The organism is Salinivibrio proteolyticus, from assembly GCF_001996165.1.
Lineage (GTDB): Bacteria > Pseudomonadota > Gammaproteobacteria > Enterobacterales > Vibrionaceae > Salinivibrio > Salinivibrio proteolyticus.
The window spans coordinates 266,787-291,375 of sequence record NZ_MUFP01000005.1 but is presented as its reverse complement, the minus strand read 5'-3'; the positions used below and the strand labels follow the sequence as shown (position 1 = coordinate 291,375).

Genomic DNA, 24,589 nt, shown 5'->3' with positions numbered 1-24,589 from the left:
GGAGAAAACATGAGAATTGCCTCAATAGGGTTGGGTGACATCGCCCAAAAGGCATACCTGCCACTACTTGCAAGCTGGCCCGATCTCGACTGGGTCTTGTGCAGCCGCCAAGCCGATACACTCGCGAAATTGGCGCAGCAGTATCGGGTAGCGCACACAGCAGCCAATGTTGAAGAAGTGTTGGCGCTGAACGTGGATGGGGTGATGATTCATGCTGCCACTCATGCTCATCCGGCGTTGGTGCGTCCGTTCTTAGCCGCAGGTATTCCCGTGTTTGTCGACAAACCGGTGGCCCAATCGGGGGCGGATGTTGAAGCCCTCTTTAACCTTGCAGAAAAGCATAATACGCCTTTGTTTGCAGGATTTAATCGCCGTTATTTGCCGTTGTTAAACGCCCATTTAAACGGCCAGCGCCCAGAAGATGAACTCGGCTCGCCATTGTTATCGTTACGGTGGGAAAAGCATCGTCATGCGCTGCCAGATGCGCCTCGTCGGTTTATTTTCGATGACTTTATTCACCCGCTTGACAGTATTAACCTGCACGGTGACATGAACATTGATGATTTGGATGTGTTTGCCCAGTTTGATGAAGGACTGCTCGCGCGTTTAGATATTCGTTGGCATCGCGAGAATAGCTTATTTGAAGCCAGTATGAATCGCCAATACGGCGCCACCAAGGAAACCATTGCCGCAGCCTATCGTAACGAGTGCTACTTCTTTGATGGATTTACGCGCGGTGAGCGTATGCAAGACAATCAAGTCGCGCAATTGTCTCTCCCTGACTGGACAGGCATGCAGGCCAGTAAAGGGTTTGAAGCCATGTTGACCCACTGGTTTGAGGTGGTCCAAACGGGCCGGATCGATGCCGCTATTACCGCACGCAGTGTGGCCTCTCATTGGGTGGCCGAAGACTTAGTCGCCTACTGTGAAGCGCTGCGAGACAATGGTTAATTCGCTTGCATGATTAGGCTGTTTTTACGCGCTCTGCCGTGAGGTAAGGCATTAGCAGGGCTCGCACATTTAAAGTGACATCCAATTTGGCAGCCAGCAAATATAGCCCCGCAATTTTACGATGCAAAAATAGCGCATCCGCCGGCRGTGTGTGCCAATAGCCTTGCTCCATACTCAGCGCCATCCCACGGTTACGTAAACGGGTGGCTAGATCGGCTTGACCAAAATTAAAGGGTGCATCCGTCGCTATTGGCTCACAGGCGGTGTTCACAAGCTCAAGTACACTGGCTTTTTGCTCCGGTAAGATCGCCTCGGCAAAAAAGCCAATCTGAGTCAGCGCTGCGTCAATGCCGGGGTTATCTTTTTCAATGGCAGCTAAGAACAACTTGCGATAGCCCTCAGTAAATCGTGAGGTGTACTGACGGGTGGCACCAAAATCGAGCAAGACGATACGGCCACTTTCTGGTTGGTATAAATAATTGGCGAAGTTAGGATCTGTTTGGACTTCCCCAAACACAAACACCTCTTCAAAGAGTAGGGTAAAGAGTTGACTCACCGCGCGATGACGCACTGCAGGCTCGGCTTTTGTTAGGGTTTCAATCGGTTCACCCGCCATAAAATCCATGGTCAAGATGCGATCTGTGGTTAAGGTTGAATGGACAGTGGGCACTATCAAATCCGTAAGGGCATTCAGCCGCTCGTTAAAGCGCAGCATTGCATTCGCTTCTTTACGATAATCGGCTTCATCGTGCAGTTGTTGCTTCGCTTTATCGAGTAAGGCTTGGTAATTCGCTTCTTTGGGGATCAGGCCACTCAAGCGCAATAAGGTAATCACATTATCGACATCGCTATCGATGCTGTCTTTAATCCGCGGGTACTGGACCTTCACCGCTACCTTGTCACCAGCATCAGTATAAGCTTCGTGCACTTGGCCTATCGACGCTGACGCGATGGGTGAAAAACGAAAGTGGGTAAAAGCTTGCTTCCATTCGGGCCCCCACTGCTCGGTGAGTACTTGGTTAAGCTGGGTAGATGGCATAGGCGTGGCATGATTGCGTAATCGAGCCAGTAAATCACTGAGCTCGGGTGGGATTAAATCGCCCGCATCCATCGACAATAACTGACCGACCTTCATCGCTGCACCGCGCAAATCCGCCAGTTTGTCTGCTACATGGGCGATATTAGCTGGTGACATCACCAAATCTTTACGGCTCGGCCGATTGCCTTGAGCAAACTGCTTCGCACCTTCCCATGCCACATTCGACGCCACACGCCCCGCTAGGGAAGCCAACGCCCCTAACCGAGAATACCGCCCATGAGGAACCTTGCTACTTTTCATCACCGTCTCCTTGTTAACCATTAAAGATACGGCAAAAGCAGGGGAATGGTTTGGTAGAGAGGAGCTGAATACACGCCACGACATGACACGGTGCCTGCCAGTTACATGACACTTCAACCAGTATCACAGCTTCGCTAATTGAGTAGCGTTTAGTTCATAGAAAACAGCTGGTTATATTTTATCCTGTCTAGCTAAGTAGTAGCATTTGCTTACAAAATTAGTCTGTAGGGTAAATGCTAATGAAGCTGATGTTTAAAACAAAAATACTGCTGCTTGCCATTGTGCCACTTATTGCTTCGATATTGATTTTGAGTGCGATCACGGCACATAACGAGCGGACATTAATAGAAGAGAACATTGCCACGTTTCGGGAAAAATTAGTCAACGAGCGTAAAAAACAACTCGAAGAAGTGACTCAGGTGGCGGAGAACATTGTCAAACGCATCAACCCCGGTGCCAGTGAGGCACGTCTGGCGGCGCTTAAAACGGCGCTTACTGATGTGAAATTTGGCGAAGCGGGTTACTTTTTTATCTACAACAAACAGGGGATTAATGTGTTTCACCCTGTTAAACCAGCCCTTGAAGGGAAAAACCTGATTAATTTTACCGATCCTAAAGGCAACAAGGTTATTCAGGGCCTGCTTGAGGCCGCACAGCGAGGCGATGGCTTTTTCAATTTTATGTTTGACAAGCCCGGCGCTGACCAGCTGATTGAGAAAATTGGCTATGCGGTGATGATCAATAACGGACGATGGTTGCTGGGTACCGGTGCCTACATCGATGATATCGAGCAAAAGGTAGCCGTCTATCGCAGTGAAGCAGAGCAAGCATTGGATGCTCAGATCTGGCGTTTAACCTTGCTTGGGTCGGGCACGGTGGTTATCACAGTGTTGCTAGTGAGCTGGTTTGCGCAGCGTATTAGTGAACCGGTGAAAGACATGCTCGATAAGCTTAATGATATTGCCAGTGGTGAGGGTGATCTTACTCAGCGCTTGCACGTGCATGGCCATGATGAGATAGCGCAACTTGGTTATGCGTTTAACCGCTTTGTAGAAAAGCTGCAGCAAACCATTCAGCGAGTCGCTCAGGTCACCGCGCAAGTGAATAGCACTGCCTGCGATATGGCGCGGCAGACCGCAACGGTGGCCCAGCACTTACAAACTCACGATAACGAAACCGAGCAAGTGGTGACCGCGGTGACAGAGATGAGCTCTGCTGCGCAAGAAGTGGCACAAAACACCACGCAGGTTGCCGATGCGGCTACGTCTGCCACCCAAGATGCGCAAAACGCGCAAACCCAAGTGCATGAATCTATCGCGTCGGTTGAGCGGCTGGTGGCGAAAATGAGCGAGTCGAGCGGGCAGGTGGATCAGCTTAAAGCTCAGTCGGATAAAATTACCTCAGTACTGTCTGTGATTGGTGAAATTGCGGAGCAAACCAATCTGCTGGCGCTAAATGCGGCGATTGAAGCCGCCCGTGCAGGCGAGCAGGGGAGAGGCTTTGCGGTGGTGGCCGATGAAGTGCGCACCTTGGCCAGTCGTACCCAAACCAGCACTCATGAGATCCGTGACATGCTTGATGGTCTGCATGTGCATGTGGATAGTGCCGTGAAAACCATTGCCGACAGCGATCAAGAGTGCCAAAGCATGGCAACGATTTCAGCGCAAATTGGCGAGCGAATCACCTCGGTGAGCGCGGCGTTCTCGCAAGTAAACGATATGACCTCGCAAATTGCTAGCGCGGCGTCAGAGCAAACCACGGTCACGGAAGATATTCATCGTAATCTGGTATCGATTCGCGACATTGTCGCTAGCTTGTTGACCTCAAGTGAGGCATCGTCACACGCGGCGGAAGAGCTGAGCTCGCTTGGTCAAGATCTTGATACCTTGGTCGGGCAATTTAAAGTCGCCTAAGCAATAGCATGATCACTATTCTCGGCACACGGGATAAAAAGTCATAAAGGACGCTTACCGCAAGCGTCCTTTCGCTTTACAATAGCTATTTTAGCGGTATTATGCTCACGCAAACGTTTGCTTTGAACATATTGTGCGCTATTGAGAGGGTTTCATGCTGCCTGATGTCGAGATTTGTCGTAACACCACACTCGCCCCCATTTCCACCATAGCCAAGCAAGTTGGCCTCCTTGACTCAGAGTTTAAAACGCAAGGTAGCTATAAAGCCAAAATCTCTCTCGATTGCTTAAAGCGTCTTGCGCCCAACCCAACCGGAAAGTTAGTCCTGGTCACCGCCATCACTCCCACGCCCTTGGGTGAAGGCAAAACCGTCACCACCATTGGTCTGGCGCAAGGCTTGGCTAAGCTGAATCATTCTGTAACGGCCTGTATTCGTCAGCCTTCGATGGGGCCCGTATTTGGTGTGAAAGGTGGCGCAGCTGGCGGTGGTTATTCGCAAGTGGCTCCGATGGAGGAGCTCAACCTCCACCTGACGGGAGATATTCATGCGGTGACCGCGGCGCACAACTTGGCTGCTGCGGCCATTGATGCGCGAATTTATCACGAGCAACGTCGAGGCTATGACGATTTTGAGGCGCGCAGTGGCTTAAAAGCGTTAAAGATTGACCCAAGTCGCGTGGTGTGGAAGCGGGTGATGGATCATAACGATCGCGCCTTGCGTATGGTGACTGTGGGTAAAAACGAGCCGGGTAAAACCATCAACGGCTACGAGCGTGAGGGCGGGTTTGATATCTCGGCTGCCTCTGAGCTAATGGCGATTCTGGCGTTGGCGAGCGATCTTCGCGATCTGCGTCAGCGCATCGGCCGCATAGTATTGGCTTATAGCCATACCGGTGAGCCGATCACCACCGAAGATTTGCAAGTGGCTGGCGCGATGGCGGTCAGTATGAAAGAAGCGATTGAACCCACCTTGATGCAAACCCTAGAAGGCGTGCCTACACTGATTCACGCTGGTCCGTTTGCCAATATTGCTCATGGCAATTCGTCGATTATCGCCGATAACATTGCGCTTAAGCTAGGCGATTATACCGTCACTGAAGGCGGCTTTGGTTCAGACATGGGGTTTGAAAAAGCCTGCAACATCAAAGCGCAAGCATCCGGTAAAGCGCCAGACTGTGCGGTGATTGTGGCGACATTGCGCGGCTTAAAAGCCAACTCTGGTTATTACAACTTACAGCCTGGTCAGCCTATGCCCGACGCGCTCTTTGCGGATGATAATGAGGCATTGATAGCAGGGTTTGAAAACCTCAAATGGCATATCAATAACGTGACTCAATATGGTGTGCCGGCGGTAGTGGCAATCAATCGTTTTCCACAAGACAGTGATGCTGAGCTAGCGACACTCAAGGCGATGATTGAAGCGCTGCCCAACAAAGTAAGAGTAGCGATCAGTGAAGGCTTTGCCCAAGGTGGCGAGGGTACGCGTAAACTGGCGGAACAAGTGGTCGCGCAATGTGAAACCAACGCATCATTCTCGCCCTTGTATCATGCCCAGCAAAGCTTGGAAGAAAAGTTGATGGCGGTTGCGGAAGTTGGTTATGGCGCGGGAAGCGTGACGTTAAGTGAGACCGCGAAACAGCAACTGCAACAATTTAAAGCGCAAGGGTATGACGGTTTGGCAGTCTGTTTGGCGAAAACGCCGCTGTCTATTTCAACCGATGGTGCGATAAAAGGTGCTCCCAAAGGCTTTGATGTACCGATCCGCGAGTTGAAATTATGCGCGGGTGCCGGGTTTGTCTATGCCTTATGCGGCAACGTGATGACTATGCCCGGCCTACCGGAAAAACCGGCGTTTATGAACCTCGACCTCGATGATGAAGGTAATATTATTGGGTTGAGTTAATGATATTAACCCTCGTGAGAGCCGCTGTTGTCAGCGGCTTTTTTGTTTTTGCTAGATGCGGCCATGCTTGTGATTATCTTCACGGTCGTGTGATGTGGTATCCTCTCTGGCTTCAATTCTCCCACCGACTGTGAGCCTGACTTGAAAAAAATCGCGGTTTTTGTCGACGTTCAAAATATCTACTACACCACACGCCAAGCCTACGGGCGTCAGTTTAACTATCGCCAGTTATGGCAAACCCTCAATGATATGGGTGAGGTGGTAACCGCGTATGCCTATGCCATTCGCCGCGATGACGATCAGCAAATCAAATTTCAAGATGCCCTTCGCCACATTGGCTTTACCGTCAAGCTTAAACCTTATATTCAACGCGCCGATGGCAGTACCAAAGGCGATTGGGATGTGGGGATTGCCATTGATGTGATGGAAGCCGCGCCCGAGGTTGATACCGTGGTGCTGTTATCCGGTGACGGGGATTTTGACTTGCTGATGAACAAAATCCGCGCGCGCTATCACACTGAAGCGATAGTGCTTGGTGTGCCTTCCCTAACGGCCAATTCCTTGGTGAACAGTGTCGATCGCTTTATTGCGATTGAAGACGATATGTTGTTGTAGGCACGGCGTTTATTTTGCAGTTCTGGGACAGTTTCTGATTTTATTTTGATGTTGAAGTGAGTAAACGATGTACAAATTAATCGCCCTAGATATGGACGGCACCTTGTTAAACAGCGAGAAAGCAATATCTGCTGAGAATAAACAAGCCATTGCCCGCGCGCGTGAGAAAGGCGTGACTGTGGTATTGGCGTCTGGTCGGCCGCTTGAGGGCATGCAGCCTAAGCTAGACGAACTGGGAATCGGGTCGGATAAAGACTTTGTGCTGTACTACAACGGCTCAATGGTAAAAAACCTAGGTACTGATGACGTTATCTTGCAAAAAGGGCTTGACGGAAAAGCCGCCAAAGCGCTGGCTCAGCATGCTGAGGCACTGGGTGCCTTCGTGCATGCGTTTAGTACTGAGCACGGTTTGATTACACCAGCGCAGAATCCATATACCGAGATTGAGGGCAAGATCAACGGCCTAGATATTACCGTGATGGATTTCGAGACCCTAAGCGATGATCATCCGATTATCAAAGTATTGATGGTGGCAGAGCCAAGCAAGTTAAACGAAGTGATCAGCGCGTTACCATCCACTCTACGCGAGGAATTTACGGTAGTGCAAAGTGCGCCTTTCTTCCTCGAGTTTTTAAACCCTGCAAGCGATAAAGGGGCGGGGGTAGCCGCCATTGTAGCGCACCTAGGCATTCAACCCGATGAAGTGATTTGCATGGGCGATGCTGAAAACGATCACGCAATGTTGGAATACGCAGGCCTTGGTATTGCGATGGCGAATGCCATGGAAGCAACCAAGCAAATCGCGGATTACATTACCGAGAGCAATGATGAGCACGGTGTGGCCAAAGCGATTGAAAAGTTTGTGTTAGCAGCGGATAGCGCCGTAGCGTAAAACGAACAAGCATGAACAAATGGGGTGGGTGTTTGTGCCTGCCTCGCTTTAAGGAACGAGTAGCGGTCTTTACGTAAAACAAAAAAGCCTGCTTTTAAGCAGGCTCTCTGGAAATGGTGCGTCCGGGCAGACTCGAACTGCCGACCCCCGCCATGTCAAGGCGGTACTCTAACCAACTGAGCTACGGACGCGAATTTCAAAATGTGGTGCGTCTGAGTGGACTCGAACCACCGACTTCCACCATGTCAAGGTGACACTCTAACCAACTGAGTTACAGACGCATAATTTAGTGTTTCAAGCAAAGTGGTGCGTCCGAGTGGACTCGAACCACCGACCCCCGCCATGTCAAGGCGATACTCTAACCAGCTGAGCTACGGACGCACAGTGCTTGAAAGCGGGGTGAATAGTAGCGAGTTCATCTGTGTCACGCAAGCGCTTAAGCGCATATTTTTGCGCAGAAACGACTGTTTGGCGATTTGGTGGTCAAATTGATGGTTTTTCGCCATTTTTCTTCATGATCCTAGTGTGACAGGCGGGTACTTACCCGCCTAAAGTCACATTACAGCGTTGGAACAGCTGTTGCCACACATCGGCATGATGACGAATGGCTTGTTTGTATGCCGTGTATGCCTCGCCTTGCCAGTAGGCGGATTTATACGCAGAAAAAGGTGGAGGCGTTTCTAAGGAGGCAAGTTGGTTTAATGTTGGTGACACATCACGATACAAGCCGTCGACGCGCGCCAAATAAGGTTGCACTTCACCAACATAATATTTGTAAAACACGGTTTTTAGTCGCTCGAGGCGGGTGGTATCAAAATTTTCACCACACAGCACTTTAGATTGATTGTCGGCAATCAACTGACTGGTTTGATTAAGCCAATCCGTATGCGCTGTCAAACTGACGAATAATGCACCTAAAATAGGTTGTTTTTCAATGCTTTCTTGCCACTCAAGAATGCTTTCATGACTCGATGATGGCTGTTGGACCAAGTTGCCGAATTGTGTCATGGCGCTGACTGCATTGCTATGCGCGGGAAGTTCAACCGGCAAGGTGAGAATCGGCAATGACCACTGTGCTTGCCAGGCGCTGCTATCAATCACCGTATTCCAGATAACGGTGGGTAGTTGCTGGGTTTTGCTTACTATAGCGTCGTTGAGCGCGGTTCGGATGCTGTCATCTTTCACCTGTGGCAGGCATTGCTTAGCGACACGGATGAAACTGAGTTCGTAATCAAGCTGACGAAAACGGTCGGCGACTTTTCCCAGTGAGGAATTACGCTCGGCAATTAAATTAAACAGCCCGCATTGGCGCAGTTCATAGGCATCGAGTAACCCTAAACGGAGATCGGCGATGGGTTGTACCAGCTCCCGTTTACGAGGCAAAGAAGGCAGTGCCGGTAGGCTAAGGGGAGAGGGATCTGCATCCAACACATTTCCTAGGCGTTGTTGGTAGTCGGCCATCATGGCTTTAGCTGGATCGGCTGGCTCACAAGCGGTCAGTAAGCTCATCGATAGAACAATCAGAAGGGGAGCGAGTAAGCGCATAACACGGTGATTCCTTTAGCGTCGATGCCAGTCGATACGAAGGCGACCCGCAACCCGATCGCCTTGCCTCATAGTTTACGCAACTTACTGAGTTGATGTCAGTAGGATGGTTTTATTCCCGTTACATCGCTCTAGAACCGACAAGGCCGACTATCGAACAGTGGGGTCGACACTGTCGATACGGATCACCACCGCGTCGGGTCGCCAATATTCAAATTCGCAATCCATCAGCTCACCATCTTGTTTGTAGTTGATTCGGCAGATTTTGAGGATGGGTTGCCCATTGGCAAGGTTCAATGCTTTGGCAACGTGAGCGGGGGCTGAGGTGGGGATGACTTCAAACCGTGAACGTTTCGTTTCATAGTGGTATTTGTTTCGGTAAATACCCGTAAGTGACTGGGTTAAATCCTCAGTCAAGATATCTTCAAACAAAGCGGCTTTAAGCACATTCTCGACAAACAGTACCGCTCGACCATCGATATAACGTAACCGCTCAATGATATGAATGGGCAACATAGAGCCTGTGTCCAGTGCACGAGCATATTCGCCAGATGCGACTTCGTTGCGCACTCTGAGTAATCGAGTATCCGCGGTGCGATCTTGTTCGCGGATCATTTGGTGGAAGTGGGTCCGAGATAAAGGGTTATAGACAATTCGCTCGGGCGATACATACCAACCTCGCCGTTCTTCGCGATAAATGAGCCCTTCAGTCTCCAGTGAAACCAAGGCGTCTTTGACCGTAATACGCGTGGTGCCGTAGAGCTCACTGAGTTCGCGTTCTGAAGGAAGTTTTTGTCCTTGATGTATCACACCTGCTTGGATCTGCTCTCGCAAGTTCTGCTTGATATATGTCAGTTGCGTGCCGTATTGGCGAGTTGTCGTCACGCTCATTAGTGATCTAGTCCAGTAAAGAGTATCCCCGCAAGATAAGTCATAGAGTTAACAAAAATATGACAGCTATCAGTCGCTTGGACACAGGGTGTCTGCAATAAAAGTGACATGAAATGTAAGCAGAAATGTCAATCTATTGATGCCTAATCGTCACATTTGCGCCCTAGCATGCAAAACGAACTTACTGACCTAGTCCAGAAGGATAGAGACAATGAAAACTTTGCTAAGTCGTTCCGTTGCTTTACCGGCGAAGCGTATGGTGCCAGCAGCACTGATCGCCGCAACACTGGCGTTCCCTACCGTCGCGAAAGAGACTAATCTTGAATCTTTGACCAAGGCTGCCCAGCAAGAAGGTGCAGTTTACAGCGTAGGTATGCCCGACAGTTGGGCGAACTGGAAAGACACGTGGGCGGATTTAAAGGCAAATTATGGGTTAACCCACCAAGACACTGACATGAGCTCAGCGCAAGAAATTGCCAAATTTGAAGCTGAAAAGAAAAACGCCACCGCGGATATTGGTGATGTCGGCTTTGCATTTGCGCGTGTAGCGGTGAAAAAGGGCGTCACCCAGCCCTATAAGCCGAGTACTTGGGATGATATTCCTGACTGGGCGAAAGACAAAGAGGGTCACTGGGCGTTGGCTTATACCGGCACGATAGCGTTTATCGCCAACAATAACTTGGTGAAAGATGCACCAACATCGTGGCAGGACTTACTTGAAGGGGACTACAAGATCACAGTTGGCGATGTCGGCGTTGCGTCTCAGGCAAACAATGCTGTCTTAGCGGCTTCATTTGCCAATGGCGGTGATGAATCCAACCTAAAACCTGCGATCGATTTCTTTGCAAAACTGGCCAAGCAGGGACGCTTATCGTTCACTAACCCAAGCATTGCGAACTTGGAAAAAGGTGAAATCGAAGTGGCTATTATGTGGGACTTCAACGCGCTAAATTACCGCGACAAAATTGATCGTGAGCGTTTCACAGTAAATATTCCTCAAGATGGCTCCGTGATTTCTGGTTACACCACCATTATCAATAAGTACGCGAAAAACCCCAACGCGGCGAAGTTGGCGCGTGAGTACATTTTTAGTGACCAAGGGCAAATTAATCTTGCCGAGGGATATGCTCGTCCGATTCGTACCAATGTCACCTTACCTCAGTCGATTCAAGACAAATTGATCGCCAATGACCAATACAGCAATGTGCGCCCAGTGACGAACTTCTCTGCATGGGAAAAGTCAGCGCGACGTCTACCTCGTCAATGGCAAGAAAGTGTGCTTATCCATCAGCAATAGAAGTCGGTTAGTATGAATAATAAGGTGATCCTTGTTGTTCTCGACGGACTGAATTATCAGGTAGCCCGTGATTGCATGGGCTATCTGAACGGTCTTGTAGAACAACCTCATTCCCAATCAGCGCTGCGCACCACGCTTTATCAGCTGCAAAGTGAATTGCCATCCATGTCTCGCCCTTTGTATGAGTGCATCTTAACCGGGATCCGCCCGATAGAAAGTGGCATCGTCAACAATGCGATTGTGCGTTTATCCAAGCATGATTCGATTTTTAGCTTGGCGAGCGCACAAGGCAAGGTAACCGCGGCTGCGGCGTATCATTGGATCAGCGAGCTCTATAATCGTGCGCCTTTTGAGCCGGTCAGAGATCGTTTTACGCATGATGTGTCACTCAATATTCAACATGGCTGTTTCTACCATTGGGATCATTATCCAGATGAAGCCTTGTTGTTGGACGCAGAGTATTTACGTCGTACTTTCGGGCCCGACTTTTTGCTCATTCATCCCATGAATATGGATGACCTCGGGCACAAACACGGCTTGGACTCACATCAATATCGTAATGGTGCTCGGCATATCGATAGTTTGCTCTCAAATTACATCGAAGCTTGGGTAGGCGACGGTTATCAAGTGCTGATCACCAGCGACCACGGGATGAATAATGACAGGTCGCACGGTGGTACGTTGGCAGAAGAGCGAGATGTGCCTTTGTTTGTTATCGGTGAGCGTTTTAGCCATCAAGCCTGTCAGGTGAAACAAATCGAACTGTGCGGCACTGTGTGCCAGCTATTGCAGCTATACCACCACAAACCTTTTACTCAGGAATTGTTAGCATGATGGACAGTTCTCTTACTCCCACACACACCCATACACCGACCCAAACCAAGAAAGCTTGGGTGATTCGACTTAAACGTTTGAAACCCGCGCTGTGGTTAGTCCCTTTTGGCTGCTTTTTTTATCTGTTTCAAATTGCGCCCATGGTCTGGGTGTTCATTAATAGCTTTATTTACGATGACACATTAAGCGTCGATAACTATGTCGAAATCATCGACTCAGCGTTTATGCTTCAGGCGTTTGGCAATAGCTTGTGGTTAGCGTTTTGGTCGAGTGTGGTGGGGTTGGCCATCGCAACGCTGTTAGTGTCTTCGCTGCGTCGAGTCGATTCCAAACTTCGTGATGGTGTGATTGCCTTTACCAATATGAGCAGCAACTTTGCCGGCGTGCCATTGGCGTTTGCCTTTATCATTATTTTGGGCACTAATGGCGCCATTACCTTGCTCCTCAAGCAATACGGTGTACTGGGCGAGTTTGACCTTTACGGCAAGTGGGGGTTATTGGCGATCTATATTTATTTTCAAATTCCACTTGCGGTGTTGCTTCTCTATCCCGCGTTTGATGCGTTGAGTGATGACTGGCAAGCCGCCGCCGCACTGTTGGGAGCTCGCACATCGCAATACTGGACTCGGGTGGCCTTGCCTGTTCTCTCTCCCGCGTTATTTGGCACCTTTATTATCCTCATCGCCAATGCTATCGGCGCGTATGCCAGTGTTTATGCGCTAACGTCAGGGAATTACAACCTTGTCACCGTGCGCATTGCCAGTTTGGTATCGGGCGATTTATTCCTTGAGCCCAATCTGGCTGCGGCGATTTCTGTCATTTTGATGGTGTTACTGGCGTTTATTACGGTCGTTAACCAATGGCTTATTGCAAAAAGCTACGCGGGCAAAAAGGGGAGAAAATAGCGATGGATACGATGAATACCCGATACCACAAAACCGTGGTTTACGGCATTGTTGGCGTGATGCTAGTTCCGATCTTGGCGACCTTAATCTATTCATTCTCATCGCGTTGGGGCGCCACAGTGTTACCCGATGGATTTACGTTTGATTGGTACCTAAAGCTGGTGACCGATCCGCGTTTTTTAGAGGCATTTGGTCGCTCGCTGTTTATTTGTATCGCCGCGTTGGCGCTCAGCGTGGTGTTGATTTTACCGGCAATCTTTGTGGTGTTTTACTACTTTCCAGCCCTCGACAAGCTAATGAATGTGCTGATCTTGCTGCCCTTTGCCGTGCCACCTGTAGTGTCTTCAGTGGGATTACTTCAGCTTTATGCCGACAGCGAGATTGCACTGATTGGCACCCCTTGGATTTTGATTGGCACCTACTTCACCATTGCGTTGCCTTTTATGTACCGTGCGATAGCCAATAGCTTCGAGGCAATTCACCTGCATGATCTGATGGATGCTGCTTATTTACTCGGCGCGAGTACCCGCCAAGCGTTTTTACTGATCGTACTACCGAATGTAAAAAAAGGCCTCATGGCGTCGCTGTTCTTGTCGTTTTCGTTTCTGCTCGGCGAGTTTGTTTTCGCCAATATTTTGGTGGGAACGCGTTACGAGACACTGCAAATCTATCTCTACAACATGCGTCAAACCAGTGGCCACTTTACCTCCGCCTTGGTCATGACCTACTTCCTGTTTATTTTCTTACTGACTTGGCTCGCAAGTCGTTTTAGCCGAGGGGTGAAATAATGAGTTACGTTCGTGCCAATAACCTGACGAAACGCTTTGGCGACAATACTGTCTTTGAAGACATTGAGTTCACGATTGAGCAAGGTGAATTTATTACCTTGTTGGGGCCGAGTGGTTGCGGTAAATCAACCTTGCTACGCAGCCTGGCTGGCTTGAACCCCGTTGATGATGGTGAGATATGGGTAAATGGTGAAAATATTACTCACCAAACACCTCAGCAGCGAGGGATTGGCATGGTGTTTCAGTCATACGCCTTGTTCCCCAATATGACGGTTGATGCCAATATTGCTTTTGGATTGAAAATGAAGCGATGGAGCGCGGCTGACATCCAACGTGAAGTGGCTAAGGTTGTTGCGCTGGTTGATCTGACGGGGAAAGAAAAACACTATCCACACCAATTATCTGGCGGACAGCGTCAACGTGTTGCCCTTGCTCGCGCCTTGGTGGTGAAACCGCGAATTTTGTTGCTGGATGAGCCACTCTCGGCACTGGATGCTAAAATTCGCAAACACCTTCGCCAACAAATCCGTGACATTCAGAAAGAGATGGATTTGACCACGATCTTTGTTACCCATGACCAAGAAGAAGCGATGATCATGTCAGATCGTATTTTCTTGATGGACAAAGGTGAAATCGTGCAAGCGGGCACGCCGGAAGCAATCTATACCCAGCCGGCCAATGAGTTTGTCGCCGGCTTTATGGGCCATTACAACTTGGTAGAGGCCAAGAAAGCGAAACAGCTGTTTAATCTGGATACCGAGTGGAAAGTGGCGATTCGCCCTGAGTCTATTTATATCAAAGAGCCGGGACGCAAATACGGCTCACATATTTCTGCGCCACGGGTAGGCCGGATCCATAACCATCAACTGCTTGGCAATGTGATTCGCTATCAAGTGGCGGTCGATGACTGCCAGCTCACAGTGGATTTACTCAATCGCTCGTCTGAGCGTTTGTTGGCAAATGGTAGTCAGCTCGAGCTGCTTTTTAACCTCAATGAACTCCAACCGGTAAGGCCCTAACCATGTCATCACCTTTATACGTCTTTGATATGGACGATACCCTGATTAATGGTGACTGTGCCATGTTGTTTAACGCGTTTTTGGTAGAAAAAGGCGTGGTGACGCAAGCCGATTTTTTAAAGGAAGATCAGCGTTTAATGCAGCTTTATGCGCAAGGAAAGCTTAATATGGCGAGCTACCTTCAATTTGCGATGGCGCCCCTGGCGGACTTATCTGTCGAACAGGTCCATGCGTTGGTAGAAGAGTGTTTGCACACCAAAATTTTACCTAAGCAGTTTGCCCAGTCGAAAGCATTGCTGGCGCAGTTAGACCGTGATGGCATCGATAGGGTGATTATTTCAGCGAGCGTCACGTTTCTTGTTGAGGCAGTGGGGTGCCACCTTGGGATCCCGGACGCCTTGGGGATTGATTTAGTGACAGCGCACAATCGCTATACTGCTACCATTGCCGGCGTACCAAGCTATCGAGAAGGGAAGGTGGCACGTTTAGAGGCATGGCTAAATGCACAGTCAACCGACTATTCAGCGATTCACTTTTTCACGGACTCGATCAACGACTTACCTTTATGCCAGTACGCTGATTATGTCTACTTGGTCAATCCATGTTCGCGATTACGCGCCCAAGCCGACCAGCCCAATTGGACGATTTTAAGTTGGAGATAAATTAAAAGCGGGAGAACTGGTTGCCCTGCTGAAAGAAAGCCTCAGCAGGGCGAGAGAATTAGCGCTCTGACATGGCAAGTTGAAACTCAGACGATTGTTTACGCATCCAAAATAATCGCAGACCGAGCAAGAGCGCCGCGGTGGAAATACCAATAATGATCCCAACCCAAAAGCCGTGAGCACCCATCGCCGGTACCAGCCAATCTGTCATACCTAATACGTAGCCGAGTGGCAAACCAAACAACCAGTAAGAAACCAGTGTTCGTTGGAAGATAGCGCGCATATCTTTATAACCACGCAGCGCACCCGCAGCAACCACTTGAATAGAGTCGGTGATTTGATAAACCGCTGCCAATAACATCAATGATGAGGCCAGTGTCGCCACTTCCACATTGTCCGAGTAGAGCGCGATGATGGGGTCGCGGAGCCAAACGGTAAGGATGGCAGTAATACACGCGGTGCTTACGCCAAGCCAAATACCAATTTTAGCCGAATTGCCTGCACCTACCGTGGTGCGTTTGCCCAGCAAATGACCCACGCGAATACTGACCGCTGCACTGAGGCTCATCGGTAGCATAAAAATCATGGTCGAAAAGTTAATCGCAACTTGGTGAGCTGCCACGGTAATCGGCCCTAGTGGAGCAATCAAAATCGCAATGGCTGCAAACAAGGTCACTTCAAAAAACAGTGATGCGGCAACAGGGAAACCGAGACGGAACAAGCGGACTTGTTCTTTAAGCACGGGCGCATAAAGCGAAACAAACAGCTGCAAGGTGCTAAGTTTTTTACTGAATACCACATAAAGCCACATCAATACGGCCATCAGCCAATATACCATGGCGGTTGCTACCCCACAGCCGATACCGCCAAGCTCAGGCGCACCGAGTTTGCCATACACAAACATCCAGTTTAACGGAATGTTGGCGGCAAGGCCGATAAAACCAATGACCATCGCGGGAATGGTCATTGACATACCCTCGCAAAGGTTACGAATCGCTTGGAACACCAAAAAGGCAGGAACCGCCCAAATAACCGCGTGCAAGTAACCGATTGTTTTATCGGTTAATGCAGCTTCGACATCCATCAGGTTGATAATGACGCCGGCTTTATACAAAACCAAACAAATAGGGACACTCAGTAATAGGGCCATATAGAGGCCTTGCTGAAACTGATAAGGGATCTGATCGTCTTTGCTTGCGCCATTAAGCTGAGCAATCATTGGGACCATGGCCATCAACAGACCAATACCAAACAAGATAGCTGGCATCCACACACTTGATGCTACGGCGACCGCGGCCATGTCGGTCGCGCTATAGCCACCGGCCATGACGGTGTCGACAAAGCCCATCGACGTTTGCGCGATTTGCGCGATAAACACTGGAATACTGAGCCTAACTATAGCGCTCGCTTCATCACGATACTGCTGCACGACTGCCTCAACACGGTTGTCTAAAAGGGAAGGAGGGAACAGATAATACGAGGGAGATTATACGTGCTAGAGCGGTGAAAGAGAAAGCAAAACTCGGCACGGCGCCTGTATTTCTGACAGACGGGATAACGCTGAGTGTGTGTCGCGCTGGATTGGCCCGAGAGTGTCTTATCAGTTAAAAGATTTGCTCGTCGTCTGCATCGACAAATAAGTTGACCGTTTTATGCAATTCATCAATCTGCATATTGTAGTGAATGGCATTGCAGCAATTTGGGCAATCTTCATAGAACTCTTGGTTTCCGCCGCTTAAATCAAGCGTAATATCAAAACGATGCCCACAATGCGGGCAGCTCACGATCCGGTCAGTGATGTCTTTCATTGTTCCTCCTCATGATGGGACGTCACTTTCTTTCCCCATACGGCTTTCACTAGAAGTATAGAAGAGATGACGAGGCGCGGCCCTCCTTGGGCAAACTGTATCGAGACGCTGAGGAAGTTGGCAAAATGGTAGAGATAAAACAGGCGGCCAATGCCGCCTTATGGAAACGCCAATGAACGATATCGGTACTACAGCATCTCTGGGGTAAAGTTGCTAAGACTCTCAAGTTTGTGATCCGCAATGACAAAGCGTGGATCGTTCCATTCATGGGCGGCCGGTACGACAATGGTTTTCATCGAGGCCGCTTTGGCGGCGAGTAGGCCAGTGAACGAGTCCTCGAAGGCGATACATTGCTCAGGCTCAACGTCTAGTGCTTGCGCGGCATTTAGGTAGACTTCTGGGTGGGGCTTTCCGTGCTTTAAATCACCGGCGGATTCAATAATAGAAAACTGATCACTTAACCCTAATGCATCTAGCGTTGGGTGAATGAGCGACAGGGGTGACGAAGACGCAAGCCCGATTTTAAGGCCGGCTTGGCGACAAATGGCCAATGCCTCTTTCACGCCCGGCATCATGGGTTTTTCTTGCTGAACCAATTCGACCACACGCGCGACGATACGCTCTCTAACCTCGGCATTTGAAGGGCCTTGCCAAGGTTGTGTGCGTGCATAGTGTTTAACAATTTCATCGATTCGAACACCAGTGGTGTCACGGGTGTCTTGCAAACTAATGGAAACTCCTAGCTTTCCTAGCTCTTCGGTTTGAACGCGTTGCCAGAATGGTTCGGAATCGACTAATAAACCATCCATATCAAATATCGCGGCAGATAACATTGCCAACCTCGTTTTAAGGGAATAATCAATGTGAGGAACTTATTCGACGCATAAGCACCGATGTAGAACATAAAGTGGTACTAAGTGTTTAGAAGACTTATCAACAAATACCTGCGCGATGAATGGTATGTTGATTGATAACGCCAGTAAAGCAAGAATTGTCATCGATCGCGGGTATCGCTGTCACGCCATGGCGAAGCATTAGCGCTAATGCTTCAGTACAAAGGCTAGAAGCAGAGATGAGGATAGGATGAGACTGAACTAAAGTGTGCATTTTGACCGTGTGGCAACAACCCTTTGCAAAAGCTCTTCTTAAATCTCCATCGGTAAACACACCTAAAACGTGTTTACTATTATCTATTATCGTGATGAGGCCTAGTCCTGTTTGACACATGATAGTTATTGCGTCCTGTAACTCAGTGTCGGGAAGGCAAAATGCTTGCTGATGTTTTTCTTCTATTAAGTGTTCAATGCGTGTAATCAATCGGCTTCCTAATGCACCTGCAGGATGAGATAGGGCAAAATCGTGTTTATCAAACTGGCGTAGTGTCATCACAGTGAGTGCCAATGAATCCCCTAACAGTAACGTGTTCGTCGTGCTAGAAGTGGGAGCAAGTCCTAGTGGGCAGGCTTCTTGGTTTGTGTTGATATTAAGCGCTATATCACAGCTACGCGCTAACGGACTATTGAGATTACCCGTTACCGCGATAGTTGTAATCTTTTTCATTTCCATCAGCGTTTGTATTTTTTGTAGCTCATGACTGTTGCCCGAGTTCGAGATCATGATGACGACATCCTCTTGCCCAATCATGCCCAGATCACCATGAAGCGCCTCTGTTGGATGAATAAAGAAGGCTGGTGTACCTGTAGACGCTAATGTTGCCGCAATTTTTTTGCCAACATGGCCCGATTTTCCTACGCCTGAGACTATGACCTTTCCTTTGCACTCTAAAAGCGATGTGATTGTTGCAACAAAAGAGATTCCTATAGAGGAATACAACCTCTTGGCTTGATTAATCTCTTGTTTTATATAGTTTTTACCTATTTCAACCACCTCTTTTTCTGTATAGATCATACTGATACACTTCTCCTAATATATGCCTAGGTTTTTATTGTAAAAGCTCTTTTTGAAATGTTCTAAACGTCTCAATGAGCAGATAATAGCGAGTTCATAGCTGTAACTGGTGCTAAAATAGACATTTATGTGATTTATGTCACCAATTGATGTGAAATAAAACTGACTTTCACTTTTATTTGGTGCTGAAATCCAACTTCAGCTTTTCATAATAAAAAACATCGTGAGGTTGGTCACGGCTTATCCACTTTTTTCTTTTAAATTATCTTTCAAAATGAAAATATGAGTGTGGTTAAACACAAAGTCATAATGAAAGAGGTTGTTTATGGAGTGGATAATTCATGGTGCGGAATGGTTTATCGGGCTGTTTGAAAAGGGGGGAGAGGTTTTTTTAGGGATGGTCACAGGGATACTTCCTCTGCTCATTTCTCTACTTGTAGCAATGAACGCATTAATTCGGTTTGTTGGGCAAGAAAGAGTTGAGTGGCTAGCCCAAAGATGTGCAGGAAATCCAATTACACGTTATGTAGTGTTACCTGTCATTGGTACTTTTATTTTTTGTAATCCAATGACATTAAGTCTTGGCCGATTTTTACCAGAGCGTTATAAACCTTCCTACTATGCGGCGGCTTCTTATAGTTGTCATTCAATGAATGGATTATTTCCTCATGTTAACCCCGGAGAGCTGTTCGTCTATCTGGGTGTGGCAGGTGGTAWCACAACACTAGGATTACCGCTTGGGCCTTTAGCTGTGAGCTATTTATTAGTGGGTATGTTCACTAATTTCTTCCGTGGTTGGGTAACTGATCTCACTACCTACTTTATTGAACGTCAACAAGGCGTACAACTCGATAGAAATGTGCATATTATCCAATAATGAAAAGGGGAATAAAAATGTCTAAATTACTGGTGATAGAAAAAGGCAGTAGTGGTTGGGGTGGCCCATTGAAGCTCCCTGTTCAAGAGGGAAAAAAGGTTCTGTATATCACTGGCGGATCTTGTCCTGAGATTGCACATAAAATATCAGAGGTGACTGGTTATGAGCTTGTAGATGGCTTTAAAACAAGTGTGCCAGAAGAAGAGATTGGCGTTGCGGTAATTGATTGTGGCGGCACACTGAGGTGTGGCCTTTATCCTAAAAAAAGAATACCTACCGTTAATATTCATTCTACGGGAAAAAGTGGTCCGCTAGCCCAGCATATTACTGAAGATATTTATGTTTCGGGTGTGACTCCTTCGGGAATAAAAGTTGTCAGTGCAGTAGGGGATGAATCTGTTGCTAAAGATAAAGCAAGTAATCACGTTGATAATGTAGAAGAAAAAGTATCAAGCACAGGAGGAGCCTCTATTGATACTAATAAAAAATTGAGTCAGCAAAGTGATGGCCTTTTAGCACGGGTAGGCTTGGCGATGGGAGGTGTGATGTCGACATTCTTCCAAGCGGGGCGGGAAACCATTGATACCATTATCCAGACAATCCTTCCTTTTATGGCGTTTGTCGCGATGCTTATTGGCGTCATTATGGCATCAGGTTTCGGCGACTTAGTTGCCCATGGACTGACACCACTTGCACAAAACCCTTTGGGACTAGTGACGTTAGCATTGATCTGCTCTTTTCCTTTGCTTTCACCTTTCTTGGGTCCTGGCGCCGTTATTGCGCAAGTCATTGGCGTATTAGTAGGTACTCAGATTGGCATGGGAACCATTCCGCCTCACTTGGCATTACCCGCATTATTTGCGATTAACTCGCAAGCCGCTTGTGATTTTATCCCTGTGGGGTTAGGGCTTGCTGAAGCTGACCAAAAGACAGTGGAGATCGGTGTGCCGTCGGTTCTTTATTCACGCTTCCTAACTGGTGCGCCAACTGTATTGATTGCTTGGTTTGCCTCGATGTTTATTTATCAATAGTAGGAGGAGCGTATGTCAGCTTTATATCAAGTAAGAATAGAAAGTCTCGGCGAGTTTGCTAGCGACGCGTTAGAAGAGAATATGATGATTCTATTTTCTAACATTGCTCCCGAGGAAGTAAAAGACTATTGCTTTATTCATTGTCATGATCAATTGAAAGGTGAGATTAAACCAGGTAATACATTAAAAATTTCAGATCGCTCATTTTCTATCACAGCAGTGGGAGATGTTGTGAATAAAAACTTAAGTGAGTTAGGTCATATAACGATTCGCTTTGATGGTGAACATTCTGCAGAGTTTCCAGGTTGTGTACATGTCGAAGGTAATCGACCTGATAATATCGTATGTGGCGATGAAATTACATTTTATATTAACTAGAGTTGTCTAGAGGTATTTATGAGTAAAGTAGCATTAGTTGTCGGTGGTGGCCAAACATTGGGTGAGTTTATTAGCCGAGGATTAGCCGATGATGGTTACCGTGTAATCGTTGCTGACTTAAATGAAAAGAACGCCATTAGCGTTAGCAAGGAAATTAACCAAGAGTATGGCGACGAAACTGCCTTTGGCATCGGTGTTGATGCGACCAATGAATCTAGCGTTAAAGAAATGGTCGAGCGAGTTGACTCCCTTGTCGGTCGCATTGATCTATTAGTATATAATGCTGGTGTGGCAACCGCATCTAAGATTGATAGTTTTGAGTTTTCAGACTGGCAACTATCAATCAATGTTAATTTGACTGGGTATTTCTTGTGCGCAAGAGAAGTCTCTAAGATAATGATAAGAGAAGGCCGTGGTGGACGTATTATACAAATCAACTCCAAGTCAGGAAAGGTAGGGTCTAAGCACAATAGTGGATACTCTGCTGCCAAATTTGGTGGAGTTGGACTTACCCAGTCTTTAGCACTTGACTTAGCTGAACACGGTGTCACTGTTCACTCTTTAATGTTGGGTAATTTACTTAAAAGTCCAATGTTTCAGTCACTTATTCCACAATATGCCAAAAAGCTGAATGTTGATGAGGCGGATGTCGAACAGATATATATCGATAAAGTGCCTTTGAAATCCGGTTGTGATTATCAAGATGTTCTAAATGTGCTTAAATTCTATGCCAGTGATGAAGCTTCCTATTGCACGGGGCAATCCATTAACATAACTGGTGGACAAGTTATGTTTTAATTTGGTGATTTTAAAAGTAAAGGGGTGGAAGGCCCCTTTACTTTAAGGAGCGTTATGGATACTACTTGGTCGATGATTTATGTGGCGATAGTCGCATGGGGGCTTCAAATTAGTTTTGGCTATTTTCAAGTAAGAGCGTTTAACCAAATATTAAGGGAATTGTCTCGAAAAGGAAGTGTTAGAATCGGACGGACGAAAAGTCGATGGAAGCCTAGAACGGTCGTTATTCTCGTGACAGGCGACGATGAAAAGATTGTCGATTTTGCTTACATGAGTGGCGTTTCAATTTTCTCTCGCCCAAAGCGTAAACCGTGTCTTATCGGCCAGTCTCTTCCTCTATCAAACAACGTGTTATCGCAACTAAGCTCGCCGCTTCAAGAGGCGATAAGTGTCGCAAATTGCGAAAATCCTTAGATGATTCGATTTTTACATCTTTCATTCTGAAAGCTATGTGTTTACAGTAGTAAGTATATCAAAAGGTGGATGATGTAATGAATTTGGATAAAAGAAGAGAGAGATTGCTAGAATTTCTCAAGGCTAATGGTAAAACGTCAGTCAATCAACTCGCGTCTACGTTTGACACCTCGGGCGCAACAATTAGGAGTGATCTCCGATCGTTGGAAGAAGACGGCTTGGTGATTCGCCGCTATGGCGCGGCTGAAGCTGCAACATTTCCTCACAGCAATGAGGATTGGCCGATGGATATCAAGCAAACCTTAAACCTTGAGCATAAGTCTCTTATTGCGCAGACTGCGTCGGGACTGGTTCAGGATGGGGAGTCTATTATCCTTGACTGTGGTAGCWCCACACTACAAATGGTAAGCCATCTTCAACATGTTTTAGAACTCACGATCATGACAAATAGCATTCATATTGTGAACGCTATCGCTGAACTTGAGTCGCCGCATACTGTTTTGATGCCAGGAGGAACATATCGGCACAAATCAGCCTCGTTCCACGGTGCTCTCGCAGAGCAGGCATTTCAGAAATTCTCGTTTGATAAATTATTTATTGGCGCTGATGGCTTCGATCTTACTCAAGGTACCACGACATATAATGAAGCTTACCAAGTGAGCCAGGCTATGTGTCAGGCAGCAGGGACCATCATTGTTGTTACTGATTCGAGTAAGTTTGGTCGACGTAGCCCTAATGTGGTTGTACCGATTAGCCAAATAGACGTGCTGATCACGGATTCTGGCATCGATCCAGAGCATGTTAAAACGTTGACACAGCAGGGCATAGACGTACGCATTGTCTAGTTAAGTTACCTAAAGGAAAGTAACGTATACTGTAAACCTCAACCTATTGGCTTCCTAAAAATAGCTTATCTAGCAACTGCTCTGTTTTCGTTAAATAAGGGCCGCCGAATAGGTTTACGTGGTTGAGTATATGATAAAGGTTATAAATGTCTTTACGCTGTTGGTAGCCTTCATCTAACGGCCATTCGGCGTGATAACCATTGTAGAAACTTTCTGGGAAGCCGCCGAACAGCTCCGTCAGTGCGATATCGGTTTCACGATCGCCCCAGTAACTGGCAGGGTCGAACACGACTGGGCCGTTCACCGATAATCCGGTATTACCATGCCATAAATCACCATGTAGCAGAGATGGCTTGGGAGAGTGGCCCGCCAAAGCGAGTTTTACGCCTTGAATGATGGCTTCTATATCGCCGAAATGGAGGCCTTTTTCGGCAGCAAGTTGCAACTGCCAGCCAATCCGTTGCTCAGCAAAAAACTGACACCATTTGCGGTGCCAGCAATTACGCTGCTCCGTCATGCCGATGTAGTTATCATCATCAAAACCATACTCAACCTGTTCACCCCAACGGTGATGGCGAGCAAGGTGTTGGCCCAATAAATAGGCTTGGGTGTCATCGAGAGGTTTAATCGGGAGGTAACTTAATACTAATGCCGCTTGATCTTTCACTGGGCCAACATAATGGACCTGTGGCACTTGTATTTGTTCACTGATAGCCAGTTGTCGCAGTGCTTCTGCTTCGGCCTCAAAAACGGGTAGGCACTCGCGTTCATTAATTTTAACGAAGAACCGCTGTGCTTTATCGTCACTGACACAATAAGCGTCGTGAATATCACCGCCAGAAACCGGCGTTTTTTCTGTGATTTCAAAATCAATATTGAGTTGATCTGAAAGGTGAACCGACAGTGCATGCCACATAAGCGACTCCGTTACATCGAGGTCAGGGGGAAGTAACAGCGATTGGTTATATATTAGCCT

General features: G+C 47.7%; 25 protein-coding genes and 3 tRNA genes. 17 read left to right on the top strand and 11 right to left on the bottom strand.

What is annotated here, in order from left to right; all coding sequences use genetic code 11:
- Positions 1 to 9 precede the first annotated feature (9 nt).
- Positions 10 to 951, top strand: coding sequence for a Gfo/Idh/MocA family protein (locus BZJ19_RS05520; RefSeq protein WP_077674886.1), 942 nt, complete (start codon positions 10 to 12; stop codon positions 949 to 951).
- A gap of 13 nt (positions 952 to 964) precedes the next feature.
- Here the strand turns inward: BZJ19_RS05520 and BZJ19_RS05515 are convergent, their stop codons facing one another.
- Complete coding sequence (locus tag BZJ19_RS05515; RefSeq protein ID WP_201249175.1) at positions 965 to 2,290, bottom strand: ABC1 kinase family protein; 1,326 nt, start codon at positions 2,288 to 2,290, stop codon at positions 965 to 967.
- A 239-nt stretch (positions 2,291 to 2,529) separates the two neighbouring features.
- Here BZJ19_RS05515 and BZJ19_RS05510 point away from each other — a divergent pair, with 239 nt between their 5' ends.
- The 4 genes from BZJ19_RS05510 to BZJ19_RS05495 all read left to right on the top strand — a co-directional run bounded on the left by BZJ19_RS05510 (position 2,530) and on the right by BZJ19_RS05495 (position 7,613).
- Positions 2,530 to 4,203 (top strand): methyl-accepting chemotaxis protein, encoded by a 1,674-nt coding sequence (locus BZJ19_RS05510; protein ID WP_201249174.1) that lies wholly within the window; start codon positions 2,530 to 2,532, stop codon positions 4,201 to 4,203.
- 154 nt (positions 4,204 to 4,357) lie between these two features.
- Entirely contained in the window at positions 4,358 to 6,106 is a 1,749-nt protein-coding gene (locus BZJ19_RS05505) for a formate--tetrahydrofolate ligase (RefSeq protein ID WP_077674884.1), read from the top strand.
- Positions 6,107 to 6,247: 141 nt separating this feature from the next.
- A complete protein-coding gene (locus BZJ19_RS05500; RefSeq protein WP_077674883.1) occupies positions 6,248 to 6,721 on the top strand; it encodes an NYN domain-containing protein in 474 nt (157 codons plus the stop codon).
- A 67-nt stretch (positions 6,722 to 6,788) separates the two neighbouring features.
- Positions 6,789 to 7,613, top strand: coding sequence for a Cof-type HAD-IIB family hydrolase (locus BZJ19_RS05495; protein WP_077674882.1), 825 nt, complete (start codon positions 6,789 to 6,791; stop codon positions 7,611 to 7,613).
- Between the two features lie 114 nt (positions 7,614 to 7,727).
- On the opposite strand, the gene BZJ19_RS05490 is transcribed toward BZJ19_RS05495, so the two are convergent.
- From BZJ19_RS05490 to BZJ19_RS05470, 5 genes are all read right to left on the bottom strand, one after another.
- Positions 7,728 to 7,804 (bottom strand) — tRNA-Val (locus tag BZJ19_RS05490).
- 13 nt (positions 7,805 to 7,817) lie between these two features.
- A tRNA-Val gene (locus BZJ19_RS05485) sits at positions 7,818 to 7,894 on the bottom strand.
- 23 nt (positions 7,895 to 7,917) lie between these two features.
- Positions 7,918 to 7,994 (bottom strand) — tRNA-Val (locus BZJ19_RS05480).
- A gap of 159 nt (positions 7,995 to 8,153) precedes the next feature.
- Positions 8,154 to 9,158, bottom strand: coding sequence for a DUF3080 domain-containing protein (locus BZJ19_RS05475; protein WP_077674881.1), 1,005 nt, complete (start codon positions 9,156 to 9,158; stop codon positions 8,154 to 8,156).
- Between the two features lie 150 nt (positions 9,159 to 9,308).
- Positions 9,309 to 10,049, bottom strand: a complete 741-nt coding sequence (locus BZJ19_RS05470; protein WP_077674880.1) for a UTRA domain-containing protein — start codon at positions 10,047 to 10,049, stop codon at positions 9,309 to 9,311.
- 211 nt (positions 10,050 to 10,260) lie between these two features.
- Here BZJ19_RS05470 and BZJ19_RS05465 point away from each other — a divergent pair, with 211 nt between their 5' ends.
- From BZJ19_RS05465 to BZJ19_RS05440, 6 genes are read left to right on the top strand one after another with little or no spacing between them, the layout of a single operon-like run.
- On the top strand, positions 10,261 to 11,346 hold the full coding sequence (locus BZJ19_RS05465; RefSeq protein WP_077674879.1) for an ABC transporter substrate-binding protein: 1,086 nt from the start codon (positions 10,261 to 10,263) through the stop codon (positions 11,344 to 11,346).
- A 12-nt stretch (positions 11,347 to 11,358) separates the two neighbouring features.
- Positions 11,359 to 12,180 carry an alkaline phosphatase family protein gene (locus tag BZJ19_RS05460; protein ID WP_077674878.1) on the top strand — a complete coding sequence of 274 codons (822 nt, stop codon included), beginning with the start codon at positions 11,359 to 11,361 and terminating at the stop codon, positions 12,178 to 12,180.
- On the top strand, positions 12,177 to 13,085 hold the full coding sequence (locus tag BZJ19_RS05455; RefSeq protein ID WP_102136107.1) for an ABC transporter permease: 909 nt from the start codon (positions 12,177 to 12,179) through the stop codon (positions 13,083 to 13,085). The genes BZJ19_RS05460 and BZJ19_RS05455 overlap by 4 nt, the downstream gene beginning before the upstream one ends.
- A 2-nt stretch (positions 13,086 to 13,087) precedes the next feature.
- Positions 13,088 to 13,873, top strand: coding sequence for an ABC transporter permease (locus BZJ19_RS05450; protein ID WP_077674877.1), 786 nt, complete (start codon positions 13,088 to 13,090; stop codon positions 13,871 to 13,873).
- Positions 13,873 to 14,892 (top strand): ABC transporter ATP-binding protein, encoded by a 1,020-nt coding sequence (locus BZJ19_RS05445; RefSeq protein WP_077674876.1) that lies wholly within the window; start codon positions 13,873 to 13,875, stop codon positions 14,890 to 14,892. Before BZJ19_RS05450 ends, BZJ19_RS05445 begins: the two co-directional genes overlap by 1 nt.
- 2 nt (positions 14,893 to 14,894) lie before the next feature.
- Positions 14,895 to 15,554, top strand: coding sequence for an HAD family hydrolase (locus tag BZJ19_RS05440; RefSeq protein WP_077674875.1), 660 nt, complete (start codon positions 14,895 to 14,897; stop codon positions 15,552 to 15,554).
- 58 nt (positions 15,555 to 15,612) lie between these two features.
- Here BZJ19_RS05440 and BZJ19_RS05435 read toward each other — a convergent pair whose 3' ends face one another.
- From BZJ19_RS05435 to BZJ19_RS05420, 4 genes are all read right to left on the bottom strand, one after another.
- Positions 15,613 to 16,983, bottom strand: a complete 1,371-nt coding sequence (locus tag BZJ19_RS05435; RefSeq protein ID WP_077674874.1) for an MATE family efflux transporter — start codon at positions 16,981 to 16,983, stop codon at positions 15,613 to 15,615.
- 175 nt (positions 16,984 to 17,158) lie between these two features.
- Positions 17,159 to 17,362 (bottom strand): CPXCG motif-containing cysteine-rich protein, encoded by a 204-nt coding sequence (locus tag BZJ19_RS05430; RefSeq protein ID WP_069587628.1) that lies wholly within the window; start codon positions 17,360 to 17,362, stop codon positions 17,159 to 17,161.
- Positions 17,363 to 17,550: 188 nt separating this feature from the next.
- Complete coding sequence (hxpB, locus tag BZJ19_RS05425) at positions 17,551 to 18,195, bottom strand: hexitol phosphatase HxpB (RefSeq protein WP_077674873.1); 645 nt, start codon at positions 18,193 to 18,195, stop codon at positions 17,551 to 17,553.
- Positions 18,196 to 18,295: 100 nt separating this feature from the next.
- Positions 18,296 to 19,270 (bottom strand): KpsF/GutQ family sugar-phosphate isomerase, encoded by a 975-nt coding sequence (locus BZJ19_RS05420; protein WP_077674872.1) that lies wholly within the window; start codon positions 19,268 to 19,270, stop codon positions 18,296 to 18,298.
- Positions 19,271 to 19,595: 325 nt separating this feature from the next.
- Here BZJ19_RS05420 and srlA point away from each other — a divergent pair, with 325 nt between their 5' ends.
- The 6 genes from srlA to srlR all read left to right on the top strand — a co-directional run bounded on the left by srlA (position 19,596) and on the right by srlR (position 23,613).
- Positions 19,596 to 20,147 carry a PTS glucitol/sorbitol transporter subunit IIC gene (srlA, locus tag BZJ19_RS05415; protein WP_077674871.1) on the top strand — a complete coding sequence of 184 codons (552 nt, stop codon included), beginning with the start codon at positions 19,596 to 19,598 and terminating at the stop codon, positions 20,145 to 20,147.
- 17 nt (positions 20,148 to 20,164) lie between these two features.
- Entirely contained in the window at positions 20,165 to 21,178 is a 1,014-nt protein-coding gene (gene srlE, locus BZJ19_RS05410; protein WP_077674870.1) for a PTS glucitol/sorbitol transporter subunit IIB, read from the top strand.
- A 12-nt stretch (positions 21,179 to 21,190) separates the two neighbouring features.
- Entirely contained in the window at positions 21,191 to 21,556 is a 366-nt protein-coding gene (locus tag BZJ19_RS05405; protein WP_077456115.1) for a PTS glucitol/sorbitol transporter subunit IIA, read from the top strand.
- 18 nt (positions 21,557 to 21,574) lie between these two features.
- Positions 21,575 to 22,354, top strand: a complete 780-nt coding sequence (srlD, locus tag BZJ19_RS05400; RefSeq protein ID WP_077640346.1) for a sorbitol-6-phosphate dehydrogenase — start codon at positions 21,575 to 21,577, stop codon at positions 22,352 to 22,354.
- Between the two features lie 54 nt (positions 22,355 to 22,408).
- Positions 22,409 to 22,768 carry a transcriptional regulator GutM gene (locus BZJ19_RS05395; RefSeq protein ID WP_077674869.1) on the top strand — a complete coding sequence of 120 codons (360 nt, stop codon included), beginning with the start codon at positions 22,409 to 22,411 and terminating at the stop codon, positions 22,766 to 22,768.
- Positions 22,769 to 22,845: 77 nt separating this feature from the next.
- Positions 22,846 to 23,613: a glucitol operon DNA-binding transcriptional repressor SrlR gene (gene srlR / locus BZJ19_RS05390; protein ID WP_077674868.1), complete on the top strand. Its 768-nt coding sequence runs from the start codon at positions 22,846 to 22,848 to the stop codon at positions 23,611 to 23,613.
- Positions 23,614 to 23,656: 43 nt separating this feature from the next.
- Here the strand turns inward: srlR and BZJ19_RS05385 are convergent, their stop codons facing one another.
- Positions 23,657 to 24,529 (bottom strand): fructosamine kinase family protein, encoded by an 873-nt coding sequence (locus BZJ19_RS05385; protein ID WP_077674867.1) that lies wholly within the window; start codon positions 24,527 to 24,529, stop codon positions 23,657 to 23,659.
- Positions 24,530 to 24,589 lie beyond the last annotated feature (60 nt).